Annotated in this window: 13 protein-coding genes; 5 read left to right on the top strand and 8 right to left on the bottom strand. The window is 70.3% G+C overall.

Annotated features, from left to right (window positions below):
* Positions 1–113 precede the first annotated feature (113 nt).
* From AQ610_RS20450 to AQ610_RS20435, 4 genes are all read right to left on the bottom strand, one after another.
* Positions 114–1562, bottom strand: a complete 1449-nt coding sequence (locus tag AQ610_RS20450) for an MFS transporter (protein WP_006029852.1) — start codon at positions 1560–1562, stop codon at positions 114–116.
* Between the two features lie 90 nt (positions 1563–1652).
* Positions 1653–2660, bottom strand: a complete 1008-nt coding sequence (locus AQ610_RS20445; protein WP_045554704.1) for a cyclase family protein — start codon at positions 2658–2660, stop codon at positions 1653–1655.
* A gap of 63 nt (positions 2661–2723) precedes the next feature.
* Positions 2724–4001, bottom strand: a complete 1278-nt coding sequence (locus AQ610_RS20440) for a CaiB/BaiF CoA transferase family protein (RefSeq protein WP_006029676.1) — start codon at positions 3999–4001, stop codon at positions 2724–2726.
* A gap of 73 nt (positions 4002–4074) precedes the next feature.
* A complete protein-coding gene (locus tag AQ610_RS20435) occupies positions 4075–4824 on the bottom strand; it encodes an IclR family transcriptional regulator (RefSeq protein ID WP_006029677.1) in 750 nt (249 codons plus the stop codon).
* Between the two features lie 221 nt (positions 4825–5045).
* On the opposite strand from AQ610_RS20435, the gene AQ610_RS20430 reads away from it, so the two are divergent.
* The 3 genes from AQ610_RS20430 to AQ610_RS20420 all read left to right on the top strand — a co-directional run bounded on the left by AQ610_RS20430 (position 5046) and on the right by AQ610_RS20420 (position 8812).
* Entirely contained in the window at positions 5046–5951 is a 906-nt protein-coding gene (locus AQ610_RS20430) for an HpcH/HpaI aldolase/citrate lyase family protein (RefSeq protein WP_006029678.1), read from the top strand.
* Positions 5952–6230: 279 nt separating this feature from the next.
* Positions 6231–7310, top strand: a complete 1080-nt coding sequence (locus AQ610_RS20425; protein WP_006029679.1) for a porin — start codon at positions 6231–6233, stop codon at positions 7308–7310.
* Between the two features lie 41 nt (positions 7311–7351).
* Positions 7352–8812, top strand: a complete 1461-nt coding sequence (locus AQ610_RS20420; RefSeq protein WP_006029680.1) for an MmgE/PrpD family protein — start codon at positions 7352–7354, stop codon at positions 8810–8812.
* 67 nt (positions 8813–8879) lie between these two features.
* On the opposite strand, the gene AQ610_RS20415 is transcribed toward AQ610_RS20420, so the two are convergent.
* The 3 genes from AQ610_RS20415 to AQ610_RS20405 form a co-directional block, all read right to left on the bottom strand.
* Positions 8880–9995 carry an OpgC domain-containing protein gene (locus tag AQ610_RS20415; RefSeq protein WP_009915998.1) on the bottom strand — a complete coding sequence of 372 codons (1116 nt, stop codon included), beginning with the start codon at positions 9993–9995 and terminating at the stop codon, positions 8880–8882.
* A 385-nt stretch (positions 9996–10380) separates the two neighbouring features.
* Positions 10381–11274, bottom strand: coding sequence for an EamA family transporter RarD (gene rarD, locus AQ610_RS20410; RefSeq protein ID WP_006029682.1), 894 nt, complete (start codon positions 11272–11274; stop codon positions 10381–10383).
* Positions 11271–11567, bottom strand: coding sequence for an acylphosphatase (locus tag AQ610_RS20405; RefSeq protein ID WP_006029683.1), 297 nt, complete (start codon positions 11565–11567; stop codon positions 11271–11273). The genes rarD and AQ610_RS20405 overlap by 4 nt, the downstream gene beginning before the upstream one ends.
* A 160-nt stretch (positions 11568–11727) precedes the next feature.
* Between AQ610_RS20405 and hpnA the strand changes: the two genes are divergently transcribed.
* Together hpnA and AQ610_RS20395 are read left to right on the top strand one after the other, a co-directional pair.
* A complete protein-coding gene (hpnA, locus tag AQ610_RS20400; protein WP_009916003.1) occupies positions 11728–12735 on the top strand; it encodes a hopanoid-associated sugar epimerase in 1008 nt (335 codons plus the stop codon).
* Positions 12736–12906: 171 nt separating this feature from the next.
* Positions 12907–14202 carry a hypothetical protein gene (locus tag AQ610_RS20395; protein WP_006029685.1) on the top strand — a complete coding sequence of 432 codons (1296 nt, stop codon included), beginning with the start codon at positions 12907–12909 and terminating at the stop codon, positions 14200–14202.
* Between the two features lie 177 nt (positions 14203–14379).
* Here AQ610_RS20395 and AQ610_RS20390 read toward each other — a convergent pair whose 3' ends face one another.
* The gene (locus AQ610_RS20390; RefSeq protein WP_006029686.1) at positions 14380–15570 is read right to left on the bottom strand and encodes a glycosyltransferase; all 1191 of its coding nucleotides are present in this window, start codon (positions 15568–15570) and stop codon (positions 14380–14382) included.
* Between the last annotated feature and the right edge of the window lie 218 nt (positions 15571–15788).

Below are 15788 nucleotides of genomic sequence, written 5' to 3'. Positions count from 1 at the left end.
CGGCCCCGCTTCGCGAGGCGTCGTCGCCGTGCCGTGTTGTGTTGTGCCGTGTCGCACACCGATGTGTTGCACATCGAGGTGCGACGGAGCCATTCGCCAGCCGGGCCGGCGCATCAACCGATCGTCTGCCGCGCGTCGCCCGACGCCGCGCGGCGCTCGCCGCTCGCCGCGCGCCCGTCCGCGTGGCCGACGATGTCCTCGAGCGAGCGGTTGTTCGTCCGCGGCCCGAACGCGCCGATCGACAGCATCACGATCGCCATGCTCGCGCCGATCAGCACGAACACCGACGACACGCCGGCATGCTCGATCAGCAGCGCGACGAGAAAGCTGCTCGCGATGCCGGTGAGCCGCCCGATCGAATGGACGAAGCCGAGCGCGCGGCTGCGGATCCCGGTCGGGAACACCTCGGACTGGTATGCGGTCGCATTGCTCGCAAGCACCGTGTTGCACAGCGTGACGAGCACGCCGAACGCGATTACCGCGGCGGGATGCGCGGACATCGCAAAACCCGTGCCGAACAGCGCGACGCCGAACGCGCTCGCGACGATCAGCCATTTGCGCTCGATCCGGTCCGCAAGCACGGCGGCGGCGAACGGCGAGACCGGATACGCGAATGCGATCACGAACGCATACCAGAGGCTCTTCGTCACCGACGCGCCCTGCGCGGCGAGCAGCGTCGGCAGCCATTGGCTGAAGCCGAAGAAGCCGATGCTCAGGAATGCGTTGAACACGATCAGCATCGCCGTGCGGCCGCGATTGTCGGCGTCCCACATCGATGCGCGGCGCGACGATGCAATCGCGTGGCGCGGCACGTCGACGGGCGACAGCGGCCGGCCGGCCTCGCGCTCGACGGACGCTTCGAGCCGGCTCAGGATCGCATCGGCCTGCGCAGCGCGGCCGCGCTCCGCGAGCCAGCGCGGCGACTCGGGCAAGCGCGACTGCAGCCACCAGACGACGGCCGCGCCGCTGCCGCCGAGCAGCACGACCCAGCGCCAGCCGGAGATGCCGAGCGGCGCGTGCGGCACCCATAGCCACGACACGAACGCGAGCACCGGCATCGCGAGATAGCCGATCGCGAAGCACACGGCGAACGCGCGGCCGCGCACGGCTTTCGGCACGAGCTCCGACAGGAACGCGCCGATCGTGATCAGCTCCGCGCCGACCCCGCAACTCGCGACGAAGCGGCATACGAGCACGCCGAGCGCGGTCGACTGCACGCACATCGCGACGCTCGCGGCCGTGTAGAGCAGCAGCGAGCCCGTGAAGAGCGCGCGGCGGCCGAAGCGGTCGGCGAGCCGCGACACGAACATCTCGCCGACGAACAGGCCGGCGAACGTCACCGCGCCGAGCGCGCCCTGATCCGATATGCCGAACGCGCCGCGCGCGCCCGCATGAAAAATGCCGTCCCGTATCATGCCGGCGGGCAGGTAAGTCATCTGGAACAGGTCGTACACCTCGAAGAAGCCGCCGATGCTCAGCACCCAGACGAGCTTCCAGATCGTCGCGGTTGCGGGCAGGCGATCGATGCGCGCCGCGAGCGACGCAGCTTGAACGTCCGACATGGCGTCTCCTCCATGATCCGGCGTCGCCGAGCGCGCCGGGTTATTCGAAATCGAATGGGAATACTGACGATTCAGGCCGATGCCGCGAATTCAGACGGTCGCGACCGGATTGACAGGAGAGCCGACCAGCCCGCGAATGTGCAGCGGCGGCGCCGTCAGCAGAAACCGGCTGCGCCCTGCCGTACGCAACCACTCCGCCAGCGGCGTCAGCCTCCACAGCTCGCCCAGGTGAATCCCCAGCTTGAACAGGCACAGCTCATGCAACGGCATCAGCGCGCCGGGGACCTCCCGCGACTTCAACACCCCGGGCCGCTCTTCCACCGCGTGATTGTCCGCCGCCAGCACCGACAGCCCGCTCTCGTCCACCCACTTCAGCAGCCGCCCGTCCTCTCCGTCCAGCACGCAACACCTCGTCAACGCTCCCGCCTCCTCCCCCAGCAACCTCTCCGCGAACCCCGTGTGCACGCACACCATGTCCCCGCGCTCCACCTCCACACGGTCCGCCTCCAACACCCGCATCAGCGCGTCGTAGCCCACCTTGCGCCGCCCGTCTCCGTAGTGGTGCCGCAGATCGATCAGCACTCCGCGTCCCTGTACCCCCGTCTGCGCCATCACCTCGATCCCCAGCGCATGCGCGCCGCCCTCGCTGTCCCCTTCCTTCGGCACCACCACGTGCTCCCCCAACCGGTAGCCGTTGTAGAACACCACCTCCGCATGCCCATCATCGTCCGCGTCGAACACCCCGCCCACGTGCGACAGCGCATCCCACTGCGTCGAGTACTGCGAGTGCACGCAGAACGCGTCGTCGCACACCACGTCCGTCGCGTTGCGCGCCGATTCGTCCGCCCTATACCCAAAGTACGGACGCCCCCCCAGTTGCGCCGCCATCACCCGCGGCGGCTGCCGCCGCGCGTTCAGCCCTCCACCCCGCGGCACGTCCAGCGGCAGGCTCAGCGAGAACACCTTCCCCACCTTCACCTCCAACAGCCCCTCCAGCACCTTCCCCTCCGTCAGCCAGTTCAGCCGCCCCTTCTGGTCCTCATCTCCAAATTCACCCCAGTTCGACCCAGCCGGGCGCCGTTTCCATCTTCGTTCCATCGATGCGTCTCCTTGATCGTGCCGCATCGCGCCGGTACGCGGCACGATGCGCGGCAAGCGGCCTCATTCCGGCCGAATCACGCCGTTCCGGGCCAGCCGCGCGTACTCGTGCGCGCCGAGCAACGGCAACAGAATCTCGCGGTTGTGCTCGCCGAGCTTCGGCGCGGCCCGCCTGAAACCGCCCGGCGTGCCGGACAGGCGCGGCACGACACCGTGCATCGGCAAGCTGCCGACGTCGTCGTCGGGCAACTCGACGATCGCCTCGCGCTCGATCACGTAGCGATCCTGAACGATCTGCGCGATGTCGAGGATCGGCCCGACCGTCACGCCGGCCTTCTCGAAAAACGCGAGGTTGTCGGCGAGATCGCGCGCAGCGACGAACGCGCCGACGATCGCGTCGAGCTCGCCCGCGTGCTGCACGCGCTGCACGTTCGTCGCGTAGCGCGGATCATCGATCAGGTCCGCGCGGCCGATCGCGCGAAACAGCCGCTCCGCCATGCCTTGCGTCGAGCTCGACAGGCACAGCCACTTGTCGTCGCGCGTGCGGTACGCGTTGCGCGGCGCGGTGTTCGACGAGCGGCTGCCGGTGCGCTCCTTCACGCGCCCCGTCAGCACGTAGTTCGCGGCGGCCGGCCCGAGAATCGAGAACAGCGGCTCGAACAGCGACACGTCGATCACCTGCCCCCGCGCGCCGTCGCGGCACGCGTGCAGCGCGACCAGCACCGCGATCGCGCCAGACAGCCCGGCCGTCATGTCGCCGAGGAACATCGGTGGCAGCACCGGCTCGCGATCCGCGAAGCCGTTGATCGACGCGAAGCCCGCGTATCCTTCGGCCAGCGTGCCGAAGCCCGGCTTGTGCCGGTACGGGCCCGTCTGCCCCCATCCGGAAATGCGCGCGATCACGAGCGACGGACGCAGCGCCAGCAGCACGTCCGGCCCGAGCCCCATCTGCTCGAGAACGCCCGGCTTGAAGCTCTCGACGAACACGTCGGCATCGCGCACGAGCCGCTTCACGATGTCGATGCCATCGGCCGAGCGCAGATCGACGCACACGCTGCGCTTGTTGCGCCCGTACACTTTCCAGTTCGTGCTGACGCCGCCCGCGCCGACCGCGCGCAGCGTGTCGCCGCGCTCGTTCTCCACCTTCACGACGTCGGCGCCGAAATCCGCGAGCTGCAGGCTCAGCATGTTGCCCGCCATCAGCCTCGACAGATCGACGACGCGCACGCCCGCAAGCGGGCCGCGCGCGTCGGCGTCGAAGCGCTTCGCGTGAATCGGCCCCGTGTCCGCGCGGCGGCGCGGCGACGCGCATTCCTCGACCTGCGTTTGTCGAACATCCATCGTTGCCCCCGATTCGAATCCGGTCCGTCACCGGCCGACGCCCGGCCGCATGCCGGCCGCCGCCGTTCTCATGTCATTCGTGCGCCGCACCGAACAGATCGACGACCTGCGCGACGCCCGCCGCCGACGGCAGATCGCCGCCGAGCGCATGCGTGAGCGCGTTCGCGGCGGCCTGCACGCGCGGCAGATAATCGGCCTGCACCTTCTTGTTGAAGCGAAAGCGCGGCACGCCGAGCGACAGCGCGCCGATCAGCGAGCGACCGACGCCGAACACCGGGCACGCGATCGCCGCGCTGTCCGGATCGCGCTCGCCGAGCGACACCGCATAGCCCTGCGCGGCCGTCTTCTCGAAGCCGCCGCCGCGCGCGCCGGAAAACGCGAGCAGCACGCGCCCCGCTGCGCCCACGTCGAGCGGATAGCGATCGCCCTCGCGCAGATAGGTCCGCACCGCGCGCCGCGGATGGATGCGGAACAGGCACACGCGCTGGTCGCCCTCGCGCACGTAGAACGCGGTCGTTTCGCCCGTCTCCGCGCCGAGCGCGTCGAGCACGGGCACGACGTGCTCGCGCAACTGGAACGACTCGCGATACATCATCCCGAGCTGGAACACCGCGGGCCCGAGCACGTAGCGGCCGTCGTTGAGCCGCTTGATGAAGCGAAACCGTTCGAGCGACTCGAACATCCGCAGCAGCGTGCTCATGTTGACGCCCGACGCTTCGCTGACCTGAGCGAGCGTCAGGCCGCCCGGCGCTTCGCCGAACGCGACGAGCGCCGCGAGCGCCCGATTGACCGCGGCCACGCCGCCATCCGTCTGATTCGTCATGTCTGCCTCGTCGTCACGGCCTTTCCGGGCATCGGGTCGGCCGCAATCAAATTTTTGAAAGTCACTTTCATTATACAAACTAACGTCTGAAAAACAACGGGTCAGGTCTCAGAAACACGTCGATGTTTACCCGATACTCATGATTATCAGGGTTAACGACAGACTTGACGTTACGCCACAATCGACAAAAATGAAAGTGACTTTCATTTTTTAGAACAGACATGAAAACATCGAACGAGCCGGTCTGGCGCTCGCTGCTCTACGTTCCCGCGCACGTGCCGCGCTTCGTCGCGAAGGCGGCCGACTGCGACGCCGATGCATTGATCCTCGATCTCGAAGACAGCGTGCCGCCCGAATGGAAGACGCCCGCGCGCGACGGTCTCGCCGATACGGTGGGCGGCCTCGCCGCCGCCGGGCGCGAGGTGCTCGTGCGCGTGAACGGACCGCTCGAACCGCTCGTCGCGGACCTGCGCGCGGCGCTGGCGGCGGGCGTGCACGGCGTCGTGCTGCCGAAGGTGCGCGGCGCGTCGCATGTCGAGGCGATCGACGAACTGCTCGACACGCTCGAAGCCGAGCACGGCATCGCCGCGGGCCACACGCGGATCGTCGCGATCATCGAAACCCCCGGCGCATTCCAGGCGATGGAGCGGATCGCGCGCGCGTCGCCGCGCATCGCCGCGATGATGCTCGGCGGCGGCGATTTCGCGCTGCACTGCGGCGCCGAGGCGCGCGCGGATGTGCTGCGCGTGCCGAAGCAACTGCTCGTGATCGCCGCGCGCGCGGCGGGCATTCAGCCGCTCGGGCTCGTTGGCGGGCTCGACGAAATTCGCGACCTCGACATGTTCGAGCGGCTCGCGCGCGAATCGGCGGACCTCGGCTACGCCGGCGCGACCTGCATCCATCCTGCGCAAGTCGACGTGCTCAATCGCGCGTTTCGCCCGTCCGACGCCGCGGTCCGCGCCGCGCGCGAGGTCGTCGCCGCTTACGACGACGCGCGCGCGAACGGCCGCGGCGCGCTGCGCGTCGGCAACCGGATGGTCGACGCGCCGGGCGTCGCGCACGCGCGCAACGTGCTCGCGCACGCCGACGCGATCGCGCGCCGCCCGCGACGAAGCGCGGCAGCGTGACGCGCGCCGCCATCCGATACGCGCCCGCGGCCAACGCACACGCCCGGTCCGGAGCGATGACCGGGCGGCGTCGCATCGCCGCGCGCATGACAGACCGTGTTCGATGCCGACCTGCCGGCCACCGGCAATCGCCGCCTCGACCGCGACGATGCAGGCGGCTGCGGCGGCCATGACCACGGCGAAGGCACCGGTCGCAAGCCGAAGTAGCAGCGACAGCAGCAAGCACGACGAAGAACGATCCCAAAGAAAGAAAAAGCGGAAACATAGGTGGAGACAACGATGGATAAACGACTGTCCGCGCTGTGCGGACTGGGCCTCGTCTCGGCCGGCGCATGCGCGCAAACGAGCTTGACGCTTTACGGCGTCGCCGACGCGTACATCGAGTACGCGACGAACCAGGCGAGTGCGAAAGGCGAGCCCGCCGCGCTCGCGCGGATGGGCTCGGGCGGCAAGAGCGGCTCGCGCTGGGGCATCAAGGGCGCCGAGGCGCTCGGCGGCGGCTGGCGCGCCGCGTTCCGGCTCGAGAGCGGCATCAACCTGAACAACGGCACCGGCACGGGCGCGGGCGGCTTCGACCGTTCCGCGTGGGTCGCACTCGAGCATCCGCGCTGGGGCACGCTGCGCTTCGGCCGCCAGTACACGACGCTGTTCGACATCATGGAGCACTACTCGCCGACGGGCGCGTATTCGACGCTGTACGAACCGGATGGTGCGATCATCGGCATCAACTTCCGCGAGAACAACGTCGTCAAATATCTCGCGACGGTCGGCCCGATGACGTTCGAGGCGCACTACGCGTTCAGCAACGAGCCGGGCGCATTCCAGGCGAGCGCCGCGCACGGCGCGGGCTTCGATTACACGGGCGGCGCGCTGTCGTTCGCGTTCGCGTACGACGACGTGCACACGCCGCAAGCCGGCAGCTTCGCGCATTTCCGCCGCTACGCGGCCGCCGCGATGCTGACCTTCGAGGCGACGCAACTGATCGCGGGCGTCGCGCATGGGCAAGGCGGCGTCGCGACGCCGTCGGTCGTCACGCGCTACACGTTCTGGTGGATCGGCGTGCGTCAGGCGATCACGCCGGTCGTTCAACTGATCGGCGCGCTGTACGCGGAGCGCGTGCGCGCGCAAAACCCGGCGCGCACGCCGACGGCGCAGCATGCATCGGGCACGCCGCAACAGGCGACGCTGCAGCTCAACTACTTCGCATCGAAAACGACGACGCTGTACGCGGCGGCCGGCTACGCGCGCCACGCGGCGCTCGACTTCGACGATTACAACTACGGCTTCCTCCACTACTCGCTTGCCGGCGGCCGCTCCGGCAGCGCGGGCGTCGCCGTCGGCGTGCGCAAGCTGTTCTGAGCCGCGCGCCTCGATCCCTTCACCACAGGAGCCCCGCCACCATGAATCGACGCCATTTCCTCGCCGCCGCAGCCGGCCTGCCGCTCGCCGCGACGCTCGCACCGCTTCGCGCGCGCGCACAACCGAACGCAGCGCCGGCGCCCACGCTCGCGCGGCAGCTCGCCGAATACGCGGCGGGATTGCGCTACGAGGATCTCGACTCGGCGACGATCGACACCGTCAAGTCGCATCTGATCGACGCGCTCGGCTGCACGCTCGCCGCGCTCGACGAGCCGCCCGTGCGCATCGCGCGCGACGCGGCGCGCAGCATCGGCGGCGGACCGTCGACGATCATCGGGACTGCCGAGCGAACGAGCCCCGATCTCGCGACGTTCGCGACGGGCACCGCGCTGCGCTATTTCGACTTCAACGACGCATACGCGGGCCGCGAAATCGGCCATCCGAGCGACAACATCGCCGCGTGCGTCGCGGTGGCCGAGGCGCAGCACGCGAGCGGCCGCGACCTGATCCTGTCGATCGCGCTCGCGTACGAGATCGCGTGCCGGCTGATGGACGCGGCCGAGATCAGCCCGCGCGGCTGGGACCACACGTGCTACTCGCTGCCCGCCGCCGCGCTCGCGGCGGGCAAGCTGATGCGCATGCCGGTCGACTCGCTCACGCAGGCCGTGAACCTGTCGCTCAACAGCCATCTCGCGCTGAACCAGACGCGCGTGCAGGAACTGTCGAACTGGAAAGCGCTTGCCGACGCGGACGCCGCGCGCAACGCGGTGTTCTCGACGCTGCTCGCGCGCGCGGGGCTCACCGGGCCGTCGCCGATCTTCGAGGGCGAGGCGGGTTTCTTCCGGCAGGTGTCGGGGCCGTTCGAGCTCGACACGAGCCGTTTCGGCGGACGCGGCGAACCGTTCAGGATCGCGCGCTGCTTCGTCAAGTACTACCCGGCGCAAGGCTTTACGCAGACCGCGATTCCGGCCGCGATCGACGTCGCGTCGCAAGCGGGCGACCTGAGCCGGATTCGCCGCATCGACGTGCACACGACACGCGTCGGCTACGTGACGGCCGGCAGCGAGCCGGAGAAATGGAAGCCGTCGACGCGCGAAACCGCCGACCACAGTCTGCCGTACGTCGTCGCGCGCGCGATGCTCGACGGCGATATCCGGACCACGAGCTTCTCGGACGCCGCGCTGCGCGATCCGGCGCTGCGCGCGCTGATCGCGAAGATCCGCGTCGAGGAAGATCCGGCGCTGACGGCGGGCTACCCAGCGCGCGCGGCGAATCGCGTGACCGCGCATTGCCGCGACGGCGCGGTCTATGCGCAGCAGATCGACGATCTGCCGGGCTCGCCGACACGGCCGATGCGTCGTGAGGATTTCGAAGCGAAATTCGTGAAGAACGGCGGCGCGCGCCTGAGCGCGCAGCGAATGCGCACGGCGCTCGACCGGCTGTGGCGGCTCGACGAACTGCAGGACGTCGCGACGCTGCCGCCGCTCTTCGCCGCGGGATGAGCGACGCGCGCGAGGCGGGCGACGAACGCGCGCGGAGCGGCCCTCTGGCGCGTCACGTTCGCCCGCTTCACGCGGCGACGCTCCTGCGCCAGCGCTGGAACAGCAGACCGGAGCGCGCGACGGTCAGCATCAGCGCGAGCGCGCAGGCGTCAGCGGCAAGGCCGACGCCGAGCTGCGGCATGCGCGCGCTGCCGTGCATGCCGTGCAGCACCGAATCGAGCGTCAGCGAGATCGCCGCGCCGACGACGAAGCACAGCATCCCGCGCTGTCCGACCGCGACGACGGGCTGCGCCGCTCGCGCGATCCTCGCAATCCAGCCGTACCGAACAAGTTCGGCCATCAGCCATGCGAACGCGACGAAATTCATCACGCGCGGCCATGCGAGATGGCGCTTGAGCTCGCCCTCCGGCAGCGGCAGCCCGGAGAACAGCTTGTAGTACGCGCATGCGAGCACGATCGCGAGCGCGACGGCGGTGATCGCCGCGCCGCCCGGCCGCGTCGCGACGTCGCGGTGCAGCGGCCAGCAGCGCATGAGCGCACCGAGCACGAACATCAGTTGCCACGCAAACGGATTGAAGCTCCAGCGAAACGAATCGGTGTCGATGAGTTGCGCCGCGAGCCACGGCGCGCAACTCCACAGCAGCACGCTGCCGAACAGCAGCCACCACGGCCTGGCGCGCGCGAGCGGCACGATCGCGGGCGTCGCGAGCGCGAACAGCACGTACATCGGCAGCACCGCCGCGAGATACGGCTGCCGCTTGAACGTCAGCAGTTCGACGAGCCCGGTGAGCGGCGACGCGAGCAGCACGCTGATGTCGTCGAGCGCCATGTTCGGCGCGTCGATGCCGTAGTGATCGAGCACGGCCGATACGACAAGCATCAGCGTCGACGTCGCGAGAAACGCGCGGTAGATCTGCGCCGCGCGGCGCACGAAGCGCCGCCGCGCCGCGCCCGCGCCGTGACGCGCGCTGACGGCGAGAAACGCGCTCGCGGTCGCGAAGCCGCCGAGGAACACGAACACCTCGGCCGCGTCGCACAGCGCGAACGCGTGCAGCGTCACGCGCGACAGCACGCTCGCGCCGATGTGATCGACGACGATCGTCAGCAACACCAGGCCACGAAAGAAATCGACCTCGATCGAGCGGCCGGCCGGCGCGGGCGATGACATCGCGGAACCGCTCATCGCGCAGCCGGGCCGATGCGTGCGGCGAGCGCCGGGCACCCGACGGGAAACAGGGAAATCAGGATCGCGAACCGTTTGGCCGCGACGGAACGCGAATGCCGGCGGAATGCGCGGCAATGCGCCGACGTGAAGGAGCAGCGCCCCTGCGACGTGAAGACATGACCGTTCATGGGCGGGCCCGTGGGCGAAAGAGGAAGCGAAGGAAATCGTCTTAAAAATTCTAATCGCCGCTCAGGGTATGCCCTAAGTAACAAAATGCAACGAAATCTTTAGGCGGATTACAGCGCGCGTCGCGGGCCACCGATATGCGCGGGCATGCGGCGTGCCTGTCGCGGCCGGAGGCAATTCACGCGGGGAGAATCGGTCGACAACCGACCGCGCCCGCCTACCTCCGCGCGATCAGGAAGCCGTGCCACGCGGTCAGCGCGACGGCCGCCCAGATCGGCGCATACGTCGCGAGCTGCTGCCACGACAGCGCCTCGCCGAGCACGAGCACGGCGACCGCGACGAGCAGCACCGGCTCGACGTAGCCGAGAATCCCGAAGAGCGCCATCGGCAGCATGCGGCTCGCCTTCAGATGGCTCGCGAGCGCGAGCGTGCTGATCGCGCCGAGGCCCGGCAGCAGCATCGTCCACAACAGCGGCCGGCCGGCGACGCTCGTGCCGCCCGTCGCGAGCGTCGCGGCCGCCATGGGCAGCAGCACGAGCATCTCGACCGAGAACAGCGCGAGCGAATCCGCGTTCACGCGGCGTCGCAGCACGAAGTAAGGCGGATAGCCGAGCGCGACGACGAGCGTCGGCCACGCGAACGCGCGCGTCGCCCAGATCTCGTGCGCGACGCCCGCCGCCGCGCACGCGAGCGCAAGCCATTGCAGCCCGCTCAAGCGTTCGTGGTAATGGAAGCGCCCGACGAGCACCATCGTCAGCGGCAGCAGAAAGTAGCCGAGCGACACCTCGAGCATCCGGCCGTGCAGCGGCGCCCACAGGAACAGCCAGAGCTGCAGGCCGAGCAGCCCCGCGCTCGCGGCGAGCGACAGCGCGAACCGCCGGTTCGCGAGCGCGTGCGCGAGCAGCTCGCGCAACGCGGGCCAGCGGCCGCGCAGCACGACGACCGCGATCGCGCCGGGCGCGGTCCACACGATCCGCCATGCGAAGATGTCGAGGCCCGTCAGCGGCGCGAGCAGCTTCGCGTACGCGGACAACAGTGCGAACAGCGCCGACGCCGCGACCGACAGCGCGATCCCGCGCCCCGCCTGCGGATAATCGGCCGCAGCGCTCAATGCTGCTGGAAGCGCTCGAAGCGCTTGTCGGTCTGGCGCTCCTCGAACGTCACTTCGGTCACGTGCGCGGCGCTCGGGCCGTGACGCAGCCACGCGAGCATCCGGTCGATCTGCGGCGCGGGGCCCTGCAGCATCGCCTCGACCGAGCCGTCGTCGAGATTCGCGACCCAGCCGCGCAGCTTCAGCGCATGCGCCTCGCGCACGGTCGCGTGCCGAAAGCCCACGCCCTGCACCACGCCGCGCACCCGCACGTAATAGGTTTCGATCCGCTCGTCCAGATCGTCGCCGCTCATCGCATCCCCCGTGTCGTCCAGTCGATCCAAGCCCGGCATTGTAGTCGCGCGGCGCGAACGATGCTCGACGAAACCGCGCGCCGCGCATCCGGGGCGACCACGTACAATCTCGCACGACGTACAACACGCCGCGCCGCACGGCCGCGCGGCCATGAGGACCATGACTGACACACAACGCGATCTCGTTCTGGTGACCGGCGCATCCGGTTTTGTCGGCTCCGCCGTCGCGCGCGCCGCGCGGCGGCAAGGCTACCGGGTGCGCGTGCTCGTGCGGCAGACCAGCCCGCGCACGAACGTCGCGGATCTCGACGCCGAGATCGCGACGGGCGACATGCGCGACGAGGCGTCGATGCGCGCCGCGCTGCGCGGCGTGCGCTACCTGCTGCACGTCGCCGCCGACTACCGGCTGTGGGCGCCCGATCCGCTCGAGATCGAGCGCGCGAATCTCGAAGGCGCGGTCGCCACGATGCGCGCGGCGCTCGCCGAGGGCGTCGAGCGGATCGTCTACACGAGCAGCGTCGCGACGCTGAAGGTGACGCCGTCGGGCGCCTCGGCCGACGAATCGTCGCCGCTCACGGCCGAGCAGGCGATCGGCGTGTACAAGCGCAGCAAGGTGCTCGCCGAGCGCGCGGTCGAGCGGATGATCGCCGACGACAGGCTGCCCGCGGTGATCGTCAATCCGTCGACGCCGATCGGCCCGCGCGACGTGAAGCCGACGCCGACCGGCCGGATCATCGTCGAAGCCGCGCTCGGCAAGATTCCGGCGTTCGTCGACACGGGGCTGAACCTCGTGCACGTCGACGACGTCGCGCTTGGCCACCTGCTCGCGCTCGAGCGCGGGCGGATCGGCGAGCGCTACATCCTCGGCGGCGAGAACCTGCCGCTGCAGACGATGCTCGCGGACATCGCGCAATTGACGGGCCGCAAGCCGCCGACGATCGCGCTGCCGCGCTGGCCGCTGTATCCGATCGCGCTCGGCGCGGAGGCGGTGGCGAAGCTGACGAAGCGCGAGCCGTTCGTGACGGTCGACGGGCTCAGGATGTCGAAGAACAAGATGTATTTCACGTCGGCGAAGGCCGAGCGCGAGCTCGGCTATCGCGCGCGGCCGTACCGCGAAGGCATTCGCGACGCGCTCGACTGGTTCCGGCAGGCGGGATACCTGCGCTGAGAACCAGACGCCGGGCGCGCGCGGACGGGCCGCACCGAACCGGCCCGGCCGCGCGTGCCGATGCTTCGCCGATCGTCGCGCGCCGCATCGCAAGCATTTTGTTACATGCGACGTTCGAACCTGCGTGAGGCCTGCGGGTAAAATCGCGGGTCTTACGTAGAGAATGCACGCATGAACCTGAACGATCAGATCGATACGCTCGACAGCCGCTTCGATCAACTCATCCACACGGTGCGCGAAGTCGCGAGCGCCGCCCAGGAAGCCGCCGCAACCGCCATCGCAGACAAGGCCGCCGCGCAGACTGCCGTCGAAGAAGCCGCCGCGAAGCATGCGCAAGCCGCCGAAATGTCCGTCGAGCAAGCGACGCTCGAAGCCCTCGCCGCTCAGGCGGCCGCCGACAAGGAAGCCGCCGACGCGCTCGCCAGGCAGGCCGTCGCCGTCCAGGCGGCGGCCGAGGCGGCCGCCGCGCAAGCGGTCACCGACAAGACCGCGGCCGAAGCGCTTGCGATGCAGGCGGCGGCGGATCGCGCCGCGGCGGAACGGGCCGCGGCGCAAGCGGCGGCGGACAAATCGGCCGCCGACGCGCTGGCCGCTCGGGCCGCAACCGATCGCGAGGCGGCGGAGCGCGGCGCGGCGGATGCCGCAGCAGCGCAAGCGGCCGACGACAAGGCCGCGGCCGAAGCGCTCGCCGCGCGAGCCGCGGCCGATCGCGCCGCCGCCGAGCAGGCCGCTGCCCAGGCGGCAGCCGACCGCGCGGCTGCGGAATTGCTCGCCGCGCAGGCCGCAGCGGACCGCGCGGCCGCCGAGACGCGCGCGGCCGAACAGGCGGCGACGGCGCGCAGCGCGGCGGACGCCGCAGCAAGCCAAGCGGCCAACGACAAGGCTGCGGCCGAAGCGCTCGCCGCGCGAGCCGCGGCCGATCGCGCCGCCGCCGAGCAGGCCGCGGCTCGGGCAGCGGCCGACAAGGAGGCGGCCGAGTCGCTGCTCAATCAGGCCACGACCGAACGCTCGGCCGCCGAGACCGCCGCCGCGCGCGCGGCGAGCTACAAGGCGACGGCGGAATCGCTCGCGTCGCAATCCGAGCGAAACCGGACGATGGCCGAGCCCGCCGCGCCGATTGCGGCGACACAAACCGCGAACGGCACGCTTTCGCTGCACGTCGCACGGCCGTCGCAGGACGAGATCACGCTCGCGCTCGGCGAGCATTCGGTGTCGCTGCCGCCGCCGCAGCTCAGCCAGTTGATCGAGGAACTGGCGCACGTGCGCGCATCGATGACGATCGAGCAGCCGAGCGGACTGCCGAACGGCTGGCGCTTCGTAACGACGCGCAATCCGCTGATGGCGGTCCAGAAGCAGGCGAACGGCGACCGCCTGCTGGTCGCGCGGCACAGCGGCTACGGCTGGGTACCGTTCACGTTCTCGCCGGATGTCGTGATCCAGTTGTACATGCTGCTCACGCAGAAGTGACGCGGCGGCGCGCAGTGTCCGACGCGGCCCTCGTGGCCGGCGACGGCACCGCGCCGCCGATTCGAAAGGGAAGTGCCCGGCAGGGAAATCGACGGGTGCGCCGCCCGCCCTCCGTCGCCGGCCGCCCTGTTGTCCCGCGAGCGCCAGCGCTCGCCCGCTCCGCCAGCCGGCCGACGCTCAACGATCCTGCACCGGCGCCTGCACGCGCGCCTTCCACTGTCCGCCCTTGCCGCGCCAGTAGCGCACGGCCGACGCGACCGTCGCACCGACGTAGAACAGCGCGACGAGCGGCAGCGCCGGCGCCCACCACGGCGAGCGGCGGTAGTAGCCGAGCATCGGCGCATACGCGGTGCACATCGACGCCCACGCAAGCCACGCCGGCCACGCGCGCGCGCCGTACGCGAGCGCCGCCGCGGGCGGCACCAGATAGATGATCGTCATCCCGACGAGCGTGCCGAGCAGCAGCACCGGCGAATACCGGAGCTGCGTGAACGCGGTGCGCGCGATCATGTTCCAGATGTCGCGCCAGCTATCGTACGGCCGCAAGGACACGCTGCGATCGGCAAGATCCAGCCGGATCGGGTGACGGCCGGCGCCTCGGTGCTTGATCTGCGCGGCGAGGCTGCAATCGTCGATCAGCGCGCCGCGGATCGATTCGATGCCGCCCGCCTCCTCGAGCGCGTCGCGGCGCACGAGCATGCAGCCGCCCGCCGCGCCCGCCGTCCGGTTGCGCGGATCGTTGACCCACGAGAACGGGTAGAGCTTCGCGAAGAAGAACACGAACGCCGGAATCAGCGCCTTTTCCCAGAACGAATCGCAGCGCAGCCGCACCATCAGCGATACGAGGTCGCGCCGCTCGGCCTGCGCGCGCGCGACGAGCTGCGCGACCGCGTCCTCCGGATGGCCGATGTCGGCGTCCGTCAGCAGCAGGTAGTCAGCGGGCAGCCCGAGCGAGCGCACCGCGGCGATCCCCTGCGACTGCGCCCACACCTTGCCCGACCAGCCGGCGGGCAGCGGCTGCGCGGCGAGCACGGTCAGCCGGTCGGCGCGGCCGACGGCCGCCGCGGCCGCGCGCGCGGCCGCGGCGGTGCCGTCGGTGCTGTGGTCGTCGACGACGATCAGGTGGAACGCGCCTTCGTACGCCTGGCCAACCAGCGACTGGACGGCCTCGCCGATCACGTCGGCCTCGTTGCGGGCGGGCACGACGGCTGCGACGGCCGGCCAGCCGGCAGCGGCGGCCGCGCCACGCGCGTCGGGCGGCAGCCGCCGCGCGGGGCGCGCGCGCCAGAAGCCGCCGCGCCCGAACAGCAGCACCAGCCAGATCGCGAGCGACAGGCACGACAGCAGAAACACGACGATGAGCGTCATGCGCGGCCCTCCGCCCGCACGCCACGGCGGCCCGGCGCGCCGTCCGGACGGGCGGCCGCGCGCGCCGCCGCGCCCGTTTCGTTACGATCGACTTCCATGCGAATCAGCCCCTTCTTCAATGCATTCCGGCGTCAGCGAGCCGAAAGGTTCGGTGAAAACCGCCTAGTTTACTGGGTTTGACGCGCGCAGGCGCCGGACCTCCGGGGTTGCTCCAATTG

The organism is Burkholderia humptydooensis, from assembly GCF_001513745.1.
GTDB classification, from domain to species: Bacteria; Pseudomonadota; Gammaproteobacteria; order Burkholderiales; family Burkholderiaceae; genus Burkholderia; species Burkholderia humptydooensis.
This window is presented reverse-complemented; position numbering and strand designations above follow the sequence as displayed.

Bases quoted from the DNA above. Each gene is read 5' to 3' on its own strand.
- AQ610_RS20405 (WP_006029683.1), bottom strand. From the start codon at position 11,567: ATGAGCGGCGACGATCTGGACGAGCGGATCGAAACCTATTACGTGCGG.
- AQ610_RS20450 (WP_006029852.1), bottom strand. From the start codon at position 1,562: ATGTCGGACGTTCAAGCTGCGTCGCTCGCGGCGCGCATCGATCGCCTG.
- hpnA (WP_009916003.1), top strand. From the start codon at position 11,728: ATGACTGACACACAACGCGATCTCGTTCTGGTGACCGGCGCATCCGGT.
- AQ610_RS20445 (WP_045554704.1), bottom strand. From the start codon at position 2,660: ATGGAACGAAGATGGAAACGGCGCCCGGCTGGGTCGAACTGGGGTGAA.
- AQ610_RS20390 (WP_006029686.1), bottom strand. From the start codon at position 15,570: ATGACGCTCATCGTCGTGTTTCTGCTGTCGTGCCTGTCGCTCGCGATC.
- AQ610_RS20430 (WP_006029678.1), top strand. From the start codon at position 5,046: ATGAAAACATCGAACGAGCCGGTCTGGCGCTCGCTGCTCTACGTTCCC.
- AQ610_RS20395 (WP_006029685.1), top strand. From the start codon at position 12,907: ATGAACCTGAACGATCAGATCGATACGCTCGACAGCCGCTTCGATCAA.
- AQ610_RS20440 (WP_006029676.1), bottom strand. From the start codon at position 4,001: ATGGATGTTCGACAAACGCAGGTCGAGGAATGCGCGTCGCCGCGCCGC.
- AQ610_RS20415 (WP_009915998.1), bottom strand. From the start codon at position 9,995: ATGAGCGGTTCCGCGATGTCATCGCCCGCGCCGGCCGGCCGCTCGATC.
- AQ610_RS20420 (WP_006029680.1), top strand. From the start codon at position 7,352: ATGAATCGACGCCATTTCCTCGCCGCCGCAGCCGGCCTGCCGCTCGCC.
- AQ610_RS20425 (WP_006029679.1), top strand. From the start codon at position 6,231: ATGGATAAACGACTGTCCGCGCTGTGCGGACTGGGCCTCGTCTCGGCC.
- AQ610_RS20435 (WP_006029677.1), bottom strand. From the start codon at position 4,824: ATGACGAATCAGACGGATGGCGGCGTGGCCGCGGTCAATCGGGCGCTC.